Below are 13375 nucleotides of genomic sequence, written 5' to 3'. Positions count from 1 at the left end.
CGTTGTCAGCCGGCGCTCACCTTCTTGTTGAACTCCGAGAAGAACTGGCCGGCAAGTTTCTTCGACGTCGACTGGATCAGCCGGCTGCCGAGCTGTGCGATCTTGCCGCCGACATCCGCCTTCGCGGTGTAGGTGAGCAGCGTGGCGTTAGGCCCTTCCTCTTTCAGCACCACGTCCGCGCCACCCTTGGCGAAGCCGGCGATGCCGCCCTTGCCCTCGCCGAAGATCGTGTAGGAGTGGGGCGGCTTCAGGTTCTGCAACTCCACTTCGCCGGCAAAACGCGCCTTGATCGGCCCGATCTTGAGCGCAACCGTGGCGGCGAGTTCCGTGTCGGATTTCTTCTCCAGAGACTCGCAGCCCGGAATGCAGGCTTTCAGCACTTCCGGATCGTTGAGTGCTTCCCATACCTTGGCGATCGGAGCCTCGATGCGCTCCTCTCCTTGCATGTCGACGGCCATGACGTTCCTCCCTGGGTGCCTCGTTTCGAGCGGGTGCCTCGATCCGGACTATCGGAGCGGACCAAGGATGTCTATCGCACCAAAGTCCGGCCTGCCTCACCCTTGCGGGAAGCTTGCCGACGAATGGCCGATGCCATATCCCTGGTATGGAAGAGTGCGGAGGAATTCATGTCGGTCGGAAACGGAACCAGGCGCCTGCGGTCGCGGGAGTGGTTCGACAATCCCGACAATCCGGGCATGACGGCGCTCTATCTCGAGCGCTACCTCAATTTCGGCCTGACCCGCGAGGAGCTGCAGTCAGGCAAACCGCTGATCGGCATTGCGCAGACCGGCTCGGACCTTTCGCCCTGCAACCGCCACCATATCGAGCTCGCCAAGCGCGTGCGCGCCGGGATCGAGGCGGCGGGCGGCGTGCCGTTCGAGTTTCCCTGCCATCCGATCCAGGAGACCGGCAAGCGTCCGACCGCCTCGCTCGACCGCAACCTCGCCTATCTGTCGCTGGTCGAGGTGCTCTACGGCTATCCGCTCGACGGCGTCGTGCTGACGATCGGCTGCGACAAGACCACGCCGGCGCTGCTGATGGCCGCCGCCACGGTCAACATCCCGGCAATCGCGCTGTCGGTTGGCCCGATGCTGAACGGCTGGCACAAGGGCGAGCGCACCGGGTCCGGCACGGTCGTGTGGAAGTCGCGCGAGCGGCTTGCCGCCGGCGAGATCGACTACGACCAGTTCATGGAGATCGTCGCCTCGTCTGCGCCCTCCGTCGGCTATTGCAACACGATGGGCACGGCGACGACGATGAACAGCCTCGCCGAGGCGCTCGGCATGCAACTGCCCGGTTCGGCGGCGATCCCGGCGCCCTATCGCGAGCGCGGCCAGATCTCCTACGAGACCGGCAAGCGCATCGTCGGCATGGTGCATGAGGACTTGAAGCCGTCCGACATCATGACCCGGCAGGCGTTTGAGAACGCCATCGTGGTCAATTCGGCCATCGGCGGTTCGACCAACGCGCCGATCCATCTCAACGCGATCGCACGGCATCTCGGCGTCAAGCTCGACAATGACGACTGGCAGGCGATCGGGCATAAGATTCCGCTGCTGGTCAACCTGCAGCCGGCTGGCGAATATCTCGGCGAGGACTATCATCATGCCGGCGGGGTGCCCGCCGTGGTCGCCGAACTGATGAAGGCCGGTCTGCTGCCGAACCCGGACGCGATGACGGTGAACGGCAGGACGATGGGGCAGAACTGCGCCAATGCCGAGAACATGGACGAGAAGGTCATTCGTCCGGTTTCCTCGCCGCTGAAGCAGGATGCCGGCTTCATCAACCTCAAAGGCAATCTGTTCGACAGCGCGATCATGAAGACCAGCGTGATCTCGCAGGAGTTCCGCGACCGCTACCTGTCCAATCCGCGCGATCCGGATGCGTTCGAAGGCACGGCGCAGGTCTTCGACGGGCCGGAGGAGTATCACGCCCGCATCGATGATCCCGCACTCGGCCTGACCGAGAACACGATCCTGTTCATGCGCGGCGCGGGTCCGGTCGGCTATCCGGGCGCGGCCGAGGTCGTGAACATGCAGCCGCCCGCCTATCTCATCAAGAAGGGCATCCATTCGCTGCCCTGCATCGGCGACGGGCGGCAATCCGGTACCTCCGGGAGCCCGTCGATCCTCAACGCCTCGCCGGAGGCCGCAGTGGGCGGCGGGCTGGCATTGCTTCGCACCGGCGACCGCGTGCGGGTGGACCTGCGCAAGGGCACGGCCGACATTCTCGTCACCGACGACGAGATCACGCGGCGGCGCGCCGAATTGCAGAACAATGGCGGCTATCACTATCCGAAGCACCAGACGCCGTGGCAGGAGATCCAGCGCTCCATGGTGGACCAGCTCTCCGAGGGCATGGTGCTGAAACCCGCCGTGAAATATCGCGACGTCGCACACACCAGCGGCGTCCTGCGCGACAATCACTGAGGCCCGCCCGGGCTTCCAATCGGGCCGATAATGCGCCACATGGTGCCGCGATGACACAGCGCGCGCTCGACCACCTCGTTCTGCCCACTGCCAGCGTGGCCGCTGCGCGAGACCGGCTGACGCGGCTGGGGTTCACGGTTGCGCCGACCGGTGTCCATCCCTTCGGCACGGTCAATGCCTGCGTCTATTTTCCCGGTGGCACCTTCCTGGAGGCGTTGGCCCTCGCCGATGGCGAGGCAGCCGCCACCGCGATCGCGCACGGAAATGTTTTTGTCGCCCGCGACCATGTCTTCCGCGCCATGCGCGGCGAGGAAGGGTTTTCGGCGATCGTGCTGGCCAGCGACGACGCGGACCGCGATCATGCGTCCTTTGCGAGGTTGGACATTTCGGGCGGCGATATGCTCACCTTTTCCAGGTCGTCCGCCGATGCGCATGGCAAGGTTGGCACCGCAACGTTCAAGCTCGCCTTCGCCGCGGATATCGAGACCGCCGACGCGTTTCTGTTCACCTGTCAGCGCATCGATGCCCCGGCTATCGACCGCGGTTCGCTGGAGCGGCATGCCAATGGCGTCACCGGCATCTGCGAGATCGTCGCGGGCGAGCATGCGGGCTCCTTCATCCGGCTGATCGAGCGCGCCGTCGGCCGAAGCCGTCACGATACGACGCATGCCGTCGAGTTCGCCAACGTCGCCATGCGGGTGGTCGGCCCGGGCGATCCGTCCGGTGTCGCCGAGAGTGGCGCAACGCTTGCGGCGATCGCGTTCAATGTCAGGGATCTGGACGCCGTGTCGCATCTGTTCGAGGCGGGCGGGATCGACTATCTCGCAACGCCAGCCGGGCTTGTCGTTCCGCCAGCCGTCGGACAGGGCGCGACCTTCATTTTCAGGAGACCGAACTGATGCAGCCGAACGCCACCGTCGCCGTCGGTCGGGCGATTTTTTCCAATAGCAGTCCGCTTACTCTGATCGCCGGACCCTGCCAGCTCGAATCGCGCCAGCATGCCTTCGACATGGCCGGCGCGCTGAAGGAGCTGACCGCCGAACTCGGCATCGGTTTCGTCTACAAAACGAGCTACGACAAGGCCAATCGGACGTCTATTGCCGGCAAGCGTGGCGTCGGGCTGGACGGCGCGCTGCCGGTGTTCGAGGCGCTCCGCAGCGAACTCGACGTGCCTGTCCTGACGGACGTGCATACCGAAGAGCAATGCAGGATCGTTGCCGGGGTCGTCGACGTGCTCCAGATCCCGGCCTTCCTCTGCCGCCAGACCGACCTGCTTGTCGCCGCGGCGAAGACCGGCAAGGTGGTCAACGTCAAGAAGGGCCAGTTCCTCGCGCCCTGGGACATGAAGAACGTGGTCGACAAAATCACCGGTTCCGGCAATCCGGACGTGCTCGTCACGGAGCGCGGCGTCTCCTTCGGCTACAACACCCTGGTCTCGGACATGCGCGCCTTGCCGATCATGGCGGAGATGGGAACGCCGGTGATCTTCGACGCGACCCATTCGGTGCAACAGCCAGGCGGGCAGGGCGGCTCGACCGGCGGCGAGCGCCGCTTCGTCGAGACGCTGGCGCGGGCCGCGGTGGCCGTCGGCGTCGCCGGCGTATTCATCGAGACCCACCAGGATCCGGACAACGCCCCTTCGGACGGCCCCAACATGGTCCGGCTCGACGACATGCGCGGCTTGATCGAGCGGCTGATGACCTTTGACCGCGTGGCGAAGCACGGCCATTGATCGCAGATCGTTACAGAATGCAATGAAACGTGAGGCCACGCCTCGGCAACTGCCGGCAGCGATACCGGTTTCCTTTCAGGCAGCAATTCTTGAAGGGAGCACGCCATGACAACGCACACCGGGCATACCGCAGCGATTCCAGCCTCGAGAGTGATCGGCACCGACGTCTATAGCACGTCTGGTGAGAAGATCGGCGTCATCGAGGACGTAATGCTGGAAAAGACATCGAACGGCATCATGTTCGCCGTCATTGGCTTCGGCGGCTTTCTGGGCATCGGCGAGAAGTTTCACGCCATTCCATGGTCGGTCCTCGACTATGAGAAGAGCCGCGGCGGCTACGTCGTGCCATTCTCGCAGGACCAACTGAAGGCAGCGCCGGCCTATTCGATCAACGAACTGACCGGCGATGACGGCAAGGCCGCGCGAGACGCGTCCTACGACTACTATAAGGTCCCGCCATACTGGTACTGACGGACGGCGAGGGCGCTCAGCGCCGACGCATCGGTTCGGCTCCGCCTCGCGCGGAGCCTTTTCTTTTCGTCCCGGGATTTTCTTGGCTTCGCGCATTCGCTAAGAGCGTGGCGACTTCTCCCGCAGCCTTGCAAAGGACCGATCCATGACCGCCATCATCGACATTGTCGGCCGTGAAATTCTCGACAGCCGGGGCAACCCGACGGTCGAAGTGGATGTTACCCTCGAAGACGGCTCCTTCGGCCGCGCGGCGGTGCCGTCGGGCGCCTCCACCGGCGCGCACGAGGCAGTCGAGCTTCGCGACGGCGGCGCGCGCTACCTCGGCAAGGGCGTGACCCGCGCCGTCGAGGCCGTGAACGGCGAAATCTTCGAGACGATCGGCGGCCTGGAGGCCGAGGATCAGATCCATATCGACCAGACGATGATCGAGCTGGACGGCACGCCGAACAAAAGCCGGCTCGGCGCCAACGCGATCCTGGGCGTGTCGCTCGCAGTGGCGAAGGCCGCCGCGGATGCGGCCGGATTGCCGCTCTACCGCTATGTCGGCGGCACGTCCGCCCGTGTCCTGCCGGTGCCGATGATGAATATCATCAACGGCGGCGCGCATGCCGACAATCCGATCGACTTCCAGGAATTCATGATCATGCCGATCGGCGCGCCGTCGCTGAAGGAGGCCGTGCGCTGGGGCTCGGAAGTGTTCCACACGCTGAAGAAGCGGCTGAAGGATGCCGGTCACAACACCAATGTCGGCGACGAGGGCGGCTTCGCGCCGAACCTGAAGAGCGCGCAGGCCGGGCTCGATTTCGTCATGGCTTCGATCGAAGCGGCCGGCTTCAAGCCGGGCGAGGAGATCGCGCTCGCCCTCGACTGCGCCTCGACCGAGTTCTTCAAGGACGGCGACTACGTCTACGAAGGCGAGAAGAAGACGCGCGATCCCAAGGCGCAGGCGAAATATCTCGCCAAGCTGGTCGCCGACTATCCGATCATCTCGATCGAGGACGGCATGGCGGAGGACGACTGGGAAGGCTGGAAGATCCTGACCGATCTGGTCGGCGCGAAGTGCCAGCTCGTCGGTGATGACCTGTTCGTCACCAATTCCGCCCGCCTGCGCGATGGCATCCGCATGGGCGTCGCCAATTCGATCCTGGTCAAGGTCAACCAGATCGGCTCGCTGACCGAGACGCTCGACGCCGTCGAGACCGCGCACAAGGCGCATTACACCGCCGTGATGTCGCACCGTTCGGGCGAGACCGAGGACTCGACCATCGCCGACCTCGCGGTTGCCACCAATTGCGGGCAGATCAAGACCGGGTCGCTCGCGCGCTCCGACCGGCTCGCGAAATACAACCAGCTGATACGCATCGAGGAAATGCTCGGCAAACAGGCCCGCTACGCCGGCAAGGGCATTCTGCGCGGCTGAGGTCTCGCGCCGGACGGGCGCGAGGCGGAAATGCAAAAGGGCGGCGCTTCGGCGCCGCCCTTTTTCGTTGCCTGTTCAGGTGCTTGCGGCGCCTATTTCAGGCGACCGCTCGCATGTGCCAGCATCGTGTAGACCTTGCCGGTGTCGGACGACAGGTAGGTCTGCGCCATCATCGAGTCGCGGTCGGTGCGCGTCACGTCGGCGATCAGACGCTCGAAGTCGTCGCAATAGCGGTCGACCGCGGTGCGGAACTCCGGCTCCGCCTGGTATTTGCGACGGATCTCGTCGAAGGTCTGCTGGCCCTTCAGCGTGTAGAGGCGGCGGGTGAACACGTTGCGTTCGCCGCGGCGGTAACGGTCCCACAGCTCGATCGAAGCCTCGTGGTCGATCGCACGCGCGATGTCCACCGACAGCGAGTTGAGCGATTCGACCACGTGGAGCGGCGAGCGCTGCGGTGCCTCGGTGCGCGCAGGCTGGGCAGGTTCGGCCTCCTCCTCTTCGGACGCCCTGCGCAGCAGGTTCGTCACCCAGCCGCCCTCAGGGGCTTCCGCCTGGCGTGGAGCCGCCGCGCGCGGCGCCGCGGGCGCGGGCTGTGCCGCGGCCGGTTGCGGACGCTTCGGCGCTTGAGGCGCAGGCGCGTCGAGACGGGCTGCGGGTGGTGCGGAGCGGGGCAGGGAGCCCGGCTTGCTGCTGTCGAAGCTGCGGCCCGAGCGGGCGACGATGTCCGACAGTTCCTTGAGCGCATTGATCTGCTCGGCGACGGCGCGCCGCATGGCGGTGGTCGTCTCCTTCGTCTCCTCCGGGAGGTCGAGCACGCCCTTGCGCAGTTCGCCGCGCGTCTCCTCCAGTTCGGTGCGGATGATGCTCGCGGAGCGGCGGATTTCCTGCGTCGCGTCGGCGAAACGCTGCGTCGCCGACTCCACCACCTCCGACACGGCAGCGCGCATCTGCTCGGTGGTCTCGCGGGTCCGGCCCTCGGCCTTCTCGAACACGCGTTCGACGATGCCCTCGACCGAGCGCATCATCCGCTCGATATCCTCGGACTTCTTGACGAGGCCGACGGCCAGCGTCTCGAGCGCAGCCTGGCGATCGTCGAGCGTCGAGGCGAGGTTCGACTGCGCCGAGCCGAGCAGGTCCGACGCCGAGGAAAGCACGCGGCTGTGGTCGTCGAAACGGTGCGCGATCGCGGCGATGTCCTTCAGCGTGCTGGAGGACAGCTCCGTCAGCTTCGAGGCGTTGACGTCGATGAGGCGCGCCGAGCTCGAGAAGGTCTGCGCGGCCTTCTCCGCCGACGTCGCAAACGTATGCGTCGTGCCGGAGAGGCGCTCCTCGAGTTCGGAGAGGTTGTTGGTCGCCACGTTGATCAGGTGACCGAGCTGTGCGTTTGACGAGGAGAGACGCTCGATCAGGTCGGCGACGCCTTCGCCAAGGCTGTTGCGTGCCTTGTCGACCGCCGCGAGCGTTTCCGCCGTGCGGCTGGCGAGCGCGTTGACCAGGGCGGCGTTCTCCTGCTTGAGCCGTTCGGTGGCGGCATGCGTCGCCTCCTCCAGGCTGCGCTGCAGTTCGCCGCCGCTTTCGGAGAACTTGTCGACGAGCGGCTTTGCCTGCTCTTCAAGCACCCGGCTGATCTCCGACGTGCGGCTGGCGAGCATGTCGCCCAGTTCGCGCGTGTGGGCGTCGAAGGTGGACGCGGCCTCGTTGGTGCGCTGGCCGATATGCTTGTTCACGGCCGCGAAAGTCTCGGCGATCACGTTGGCGCGCGAGACGAGCTGGGCCTCGGACACCGAGACCTGCTCGACCAGCTTCTGGCCCACCAGTTCCGCCCCTTCGGCGAGACGACGCTCGACCGAGCTGATCTGGTCGCCCATCTGTGCGGCGATCGAGCTGGCGCTGTCGCCGAGCCGCTGCTCGACGTTGGACAGCGTGTCGTCGATGGCGCGGGCGCGAGCGTGCAGCTCCTCGGCCGTCTGCTCGGCGCGTTCGACCAGCCTGCGGTCGACGTCGTCGAAGGCACGCACGATGCCGTCGGCGTGGTGCGACAGCGCGGCGGAACCCTCTTCGATGCGCATCGACAGCTTGCGGTCGGCGGTCTCGAACACGCCGGCGAAGTCCTGCGCGCGGGCGGAGAGGGCGCTGTCGGCATGGTCGATCCGGTCGGCGATCTTCTGGTCGACATTGTCGAAGGCGCGGGACAGGTCATCCGCGCGTGCCGACATGGCCGAGGCGGCGAGGTCGATGCGCTCGGCGAACTTCTGGTCGACGCCGTCGAAGGCGCGGCCGAGCTGGATGACCTTGTCGCCGAGCGTATCGGCTGCGACATTCACACGTTCGGCGATGGTGCGATCGACGTCCGCGAAGGTGCGGACCACGTCCTCGGCGCGGGCGTTGAGCACGCCCGAGGCATGTTCGATGCGCTCGCCCAGCTTCGAATCCACGTCTTCAAACACGTGCACCAGTTCCTGGGCGCGGCCGGACACCTTGTCGGCCACGACGTCGACTCGCTGCGCCAGCCTGCTGTCCACCTGTTCGATGGCGCTGGACAGGTCGCGCGCCCGGGCGTCGATGAGGTCGGACGCGAGCACGATGCGTTCGGCGATCTTGCCGTCGATCTGCTGGATCGTCTTGGAGAGATCCTCCGCCCGTGCATCGGCCGTACCGGCGACCTGGTCGATCCGCTCGGCGAGGCGACCGTCAATCTGCTCGACCGCACGGACGATGTCGTCCGCGCGGGCAGAAATGACACCCGACGCTATTTCAACACGTTCGCTGAACTTGCCGTCGGCATGGTCGATGGCGCGAGCCAGCTCTTCCGATCGTGCGCTGATGACCGAGGAGGTCTGCTCGATGCGCTCGGACAGCCTTTCGTCGACCTTCGCCACGGCACGGGACAGATCGCCGACGCGGGTGGCGACCGCACCGGTGACGTCCTGGATGCGCTCGCTCAGCTTTTCGTCCGCCTGCTCGACGGCGCGGGTCAGCTCTTCCGCCCGGGCCGAGATCACGCCTGAGGCGAGATCGATGCGCTCGACCAGCTTGCCGTCGACATCTTCGAAGGCGCGGGCGAGGTCGCCGGCGCGTGCCGAAATGATGCCGGATGCCTGGTCGACGCGGGCAGCCATCTTCTCGTCGGCCTGCTCGATGGTGCGCGCCAGATCGTCGGTGCGGCTGGCGATGATGCCCGACACGAGGTCGATGCGCTCCGTCAGCTTGCCGTCGACGCCCTCGAATGCACGCGAGAGGTCATCGGCACGCGCCGAGATGATGCCGGCGGCCTGTTCAACATGGCCGGCAAACCTGCTGTCGACATCTTCGAACGCACGGGTGAGGTCGTCTGCGCGGGCTGCGATGATGCCGGCAGCCTGTTCCACATGGGTTGCAAACCTGCTGTCGACGTCCTCGAAGGCACGAGAGAGGTCGCCTGCGCGGGCAGACATGACACTCGCCACCTGCTCGACATGCGCGGCCATCCTGCCATCAGCCTGGTCGATGGTGCGGGCCAGGTCGTCGGTGCGGTTGAGGATAACGCCTGATGCGAGGTCGATGCGCTCCGCCAGCTTGCCGTCGACATGGTCGATGGTGCGTGCGAAGTCGTCCGTACGGCGCGAGATGACATCGGACACCTGGTCGATGCGACCGACGATGCGGCCATCGACATTGTCGAAAGCCTGGGCGATCTCGGCGGCGCGCGCCGAGAAGGCTGCGTTGGCGAGATCGATGCGCTCGGCGATCTTCTGGTCCGCGTCCTCAAGGGCGCGTCCCGCATCCTCGGAGAGCGCCGCGGTGATCTCCAGCACGCGGTCGCGCAGTGCGCCTGCGACGGCGCCGGCGCTGCGTTCGAGCACCGTGCGCACGTTCTCGACGCCGTTGGCCAATGCCGCCTCGATGGCCTGCGTGCGGCCCTCGACCACGCCGATCTGGCTGCGGAAGGCGTCTTCGATCTTCGCGATCTCCTGCGACAGCGCCAGGCCGACCTCACCATGACCATCCGCGAGACGCGCGATCCCGAGCTGGATCGCATTGTCGATCTCGGCGCGCGTATCGGTGAGCTTGTCGAGGTCCGCCTCAAGGGCGCGGGTCATGATATCGCGGCCTTCGGCCAGCTTCTCGACGTGACGCTCAACGGAGGCGTCGATCGCCGCACGGGCCCGCGCCAGCTTGGCGAGGTCTTCGTCCAGAGCGCCGGTGAGCGCGGTGCGGCCATCCGACAGCAGGCTCGAATGCGCCTCGACGCGCCGATCGATCTCGCCGCGGATCTGCTCGAGCTTCTGCAGGTCCTCGTCGAGCACCCGCGACAGGAAGGAGCGTCCTTCGTTGAGGGTGGCGGTGTGTTCCGCGATGCGGGCGTCGATCTCGGCGCGCGCTTCGGCCAGGCGACGCATGTCGTCGTCGAGCGCAGAGGTGAGCGCGTTTCGACCCTGCGCAACGGCCTGGGCATGGTTTTCCAGGCGCTGCTCGAGCTCGGCGCGCGATTCGGCGACGCGTGCGAGATCTTCCTGCAGGATGCTGGACAGGTAGTTGCGGCCTTCCGCGAGCTTCATCGCATGCGAGCCGACGGTCTCGTCCAGCGCTGCGCGCGCGTCGGTGAGCTGGGCAAGGTCCGCTTCCAGCGCCGTCGAGATGAGCTGACGGCCGCTCTCGATGCGCTGGGTGAACTCGTTCGCCCGGCCTTCGAGCATGGTCGATGTCGACATGACGAGTTCGGCGAGATCCGAGCCGATCCGCGACTTGGTCTCCTCGATGACGCCGGCCATGCCTTCCTTGCCGACGTTGAAGGCGCCGGCGATTTCGCGTGCGCGATCGACCAGTGTCTCGTTGATCTGGCGCGCACGGGCCTCGAGCGCCGCGCTGAGCGTGGCGGTGCCCTGATCGAGCGCCTGAACACGCGTCTCGAACTCGCTGATCAGCGCCTGGCCGCGCTCGGACAGCGTGCGCTCGATATCGGCAAGGCGCGAATCGAATTCTTCCGCCAGCGCGCTCGACGTGCCCCCGAGCAGGGAGACGATGTTGGACGTGCGGCTGTCGAGCATGTCGGACAGGGCACGCGACGCTTCGTCGGTGCGATCGTTGAGCGTGGCGATGCGCGTGTCCAGCAGGCTCGCGAAGGCCTCGCCCGACGTGACGATACGGTCGGAGATCGTATCCATGCGGTCGTCGATCGCCGTGTAGATGGCGCGGCCGCTGTCGTTGATGCGGCCAACGAGCGAATCGCCGGAACTGGTGATCATCGAGGTGAGCCTGGTCGATGCGTCCGCGACACTGTCGTGGATGATCGTGCTCGACGAAGTGAGCTGCTCCTTCAGCAATTCATGCGCACCGGAGATCGAGGCGCGCACGCGCTCGGCATGGGTGATCACCGCTTCGCGCTCGCTGCCGAGGCCGTCGACCAGCGAGCGGATGCGCATCTCGTTTTCGGCGTAGGCGCGTTCGAGCTCGTTCACTTCCGTGTGGACGAGCGTCTCGAGCTCGACCGCGCGCGCGAGCGTGCGTTCGATTCCTTCGCCCATGGCCTGCACTTCGCGGCGTACGGCCTGGCCGACCTTGAGGACGCGGTCCTGTGCCAAGCTTTCCGGCTCGGAGAGGCGGAACGCCGCCTCGGCGATCGACTGGGCGGCGAGGCGCATCTCCTGCGCGCGGCGCATCATCGCCGCGAAGGCCCAGAAGAGGAGCAAGGGCACCACGATCGCCACCGCGAGCGCGATCACCTGCGGCATCGCCACGAGCTGGTCGACGGAGCGGATCTGCCAGATCTGCGGCGCATAGAGGAGATGGCCGAGACCGAGGCCGCCGGCGACCCATACGAGGCTCAGAAGCCACATGGATGCGGAAAGGGTGCGCGAGGGGGCGCGCGCGAAAGTCTGCTGCAATGATGCGTAGTCGCGCTGGCGGTCGTCGTTGGCCGGCTGGAACGAGACGGGCGCGGCAGTGGCCGCGGGGGCCTCGACCGGGCGAAGCGGCTCGCCCTTCCTCGACTCGGCGCCTGAATTCGCAGGGGCGGGCGCCTTGGGCGCCTTCGCATTGCCATTCTTGACGGTGGTGCTGGCGGAAACCTCTGGGGCGGGCGCGTCGCGCGTCTTGGAGGCGGGCACGCCGGCGCGGCTCTCCTTGACGAGTTCGTCGGCCGCCTGCGATATCTGCGCCTCGAGTTCTTCCATCGATGACGAGAAGTCGATGTCCTTGGTTTCGCCGAGGTCGAAATCGAGCGCCTTCTCGAGTTCCTTTTCCACGTCGCGGTCGATGGGAGACGTGTTGTTCGGTTTACGCGCCATGCAGCTACAACCCTCTACTAAGTGCGCGACCCAACCGTTTCCGGCTCCCAGCAGCCCGCGCGCAACGCGAAAATACCCAGACCCGTATCGTAATGGCACGGCCCGGCAATTGAAACCTGCATTCCAGCCCATGTGTAAAACTTTAAAGATACGGTTAACAGCGCGGCTCGTAAGCGGAATCCGCCGCGTCGCGGGCTCGAATCGTCTAGGACGTCGTTAACGGCTTGTTGGTCGGAGCATGGATAATGTCTGTATCGACAATGGACACCGGAACCGAGCCGATGCCGCAAACGAGTCTGCAGACAGTGGCTTTTTCCAATCCGGGCGGGGAAACATCGCCGCCGTCGCGCGGGCGCCCCGTCGACCTCGTCCACCTCGCCCGCCAGACGCTCGGCGACAGGGAACTGGAGCGCGAGGTGCTGGCGCTTTTTGTCCAGCAGGCGACGACGGTGAGGGATCGAATCGCGACGGCCACCGCGGCCGAGCGGACGTTTCTCGCTCACGGCCTTCGCGGCTCGGCAGCCGGCATCGGCGCCTTCGGCGTCGCGGCGATCGCGACGGAGATCGAACGGAACCCGCACGACAAGCCGCTGCTGCTGCGCCTGGCCACGAGCATCGACGAGGTCAGGGACTTCATCGCGTCGATCAGCCGCTGATTCGCGCGGTTGACATGGCCTCCGGAGTGATTATCTCCGGGGAACACAGTTCCGGAATGTCTCCATGACAAAGCTGACATACATCGCCTTCGACGGCACGCGTTTCGACGTGGAGGCGGAGAACGGCTCCACGGTGATGGAGAACGCGATCCGCAATGCCATCCCGGGCATCGAGGCCGAATGCGGCGGCGCCTGCGCCTGCGCGACGTGCCATGTCTATGTCGACGAGGCCTGGACCGACGAGGTCGGCGAGCCGGAGGCGATGGAAGAGGACATGCTCGACTTCGCCTACGACGTCCAGCCGAACTCCCGCCTGTCCTGCCAGATCAAGGTGCGCGACGCGCTCGACGGCCTGGTCGTGAGGATTCCGGAGCGGCAGGCCTGAGTGAGGTTGCGGCCCG

9 protein-coding genes are annotated in these 13375 nt (G+C 66.0%); 7 read left to right on the top strand and 2 right to left on the bottom strand.

Going from position 1 to position 13375, the window contains the following annotated elements:
* Nucleotides 1–5: 5 nt before the first annotated feature.
* Nucleotides 6–458, bottom strand: a complete 453-nt coding sequence (locus tag B9Z03_RS18290) for an SRPBCC family protein (protein WP_085465521.1) — start codon at nt 456–458, stop codon at nt 6–8.
* 168 nt (nt 459–626) lie between these two features.
* Between B9Z03_RS18290 and B9Z03_RS18285 the strand changes: the two genes are divergently transcribed.
* The 5 genes from B9Z03_RS18285 to eno all read left to right on the top strand — a co-directional run bounded on the left by B9Z03_RS18285 (nt 627) and on the right by eno (nt 6052).
* Nucleotides 627–2429, top strand: a complete 1803-nt coding sequence (locus tag B9Z03_RS18285; protein WP_085465520.1) for an IlvD/Edd family dehydratase — start codon at nt 627–629, stop codon at nt 2427–2429.
* A gap of 50 nt (nt 2430–2479) precedes the next feature.
* Nucleotides 2480–3328 (top strand): VOC family protein, encoded by an 849-nt coding sequence (locus B9Z03_RS18280; protein WP_085465519.1) that lies wholly within the window; start codon nt 2480–2482, stop codon nt 3326–3328.
* Complete coding sequence (gene kdsA, locus B9Z03_RS18275; protein WP_085465518.1) at nt 3328–4161, top strand: 3-deoxy-8-phosphooctulonate synthase; 834 nt, start codon at nt 3328–3330, stop codon at nt 4159–4161. Before B9Z03_RS18280 ends, kdsA begins: the two co-directional genes overlap by 1 nt.
* Before the next feature lie 105 nt (nt 4162–4266).
* The gene (locus B9Z03_RS18270; protein WP_085465517.1) at nt 4267–4632 is read left to right on the top strand and encodes a PRC-barrel domain-containing protein; all 366 of its coding nucleotides are present in this window, start codon (nt 4267–4269) and stop codon (nt 4630–4632) included.
* Between the two features lie 145 nt (nt 4633–4777).
* On the top strand, nt 4778–6052 hold the full coding sequence (gene eno / locus B9Z03_RS18265; RefSeq protein WP_085465516.1) for a phosphopyruvate hydratase: 1275 nt from the start codon (nt 4778–4780) through the stop codon (nt 6050–6052).
* Between the two features lie 92 nt (nt 6053–6144).
* Here eno and B9Z03_RS18260 read toward each other — a convergent pair whose 3' ends face one another.
* Nucleotides 6145–12318: an apolipoprotein A-IV repeat region-like domain-containing protein gene (locus B9Z03_RS18260; protein ID WP_085465515.1), complete on the bottom strand. Its 6174-nt coding sequence runs from the start codon at nt 12316–12318 to the stop codon at nt 6145–6147.
* 245 nt (nt 12319–12563) lie between these two features.
* On the opposite strand from B9Z03_RS18260, the gene B9Z03_RS18255 reads away from it, so the two are divergent.
* Together B9Z03_RS18255 and B9Z03_RS18250 are read left to right on the top strand one after the other, a co-directional pair.
* Nucleotides 12564–12974 carry an Hpt domain-containing protein gene (locus B9Z03_RS18255; RefSeq protein ID WP_244561775.1) on the top strand — a complete coding sequence of 137 codons (411 nt, stop codon included), beginning with the start codon at nt 12564–12566 and terminating at the stop codon, nt 12972–12974.
* Between the two features lie 64 nt (nt 12975–13038).
* Complete coding sequence (locus B9Z03_RS18250; protein WP_085465514.1) at nt 13039–13359, top strand: 2Fe-2S iron-sulfur cluster-binding protein; 321 nt, start codon at nt 13039–13041, stop codon at nt 13357–13359.
* Nucleotides 13360–13375: the final 16 nt, after the last annotated feature.

Origin of the sequence: Mesorhizobium australicum (genome assembly GCF_900177325.1) — a bacterium.
GTDB classification, from domain to species: Bacteria; Pseudomonadota; Alphaproteobacteria; order Rhizobiales; family Rhizobiaceae; genus Mesorhizobium_A; species Mesorhizobium_A australicum_A.
Note: the sequence above shows the minus strand (reverse complement) of the source record. Positions and strands in the feature narration are given on the sequence as shown.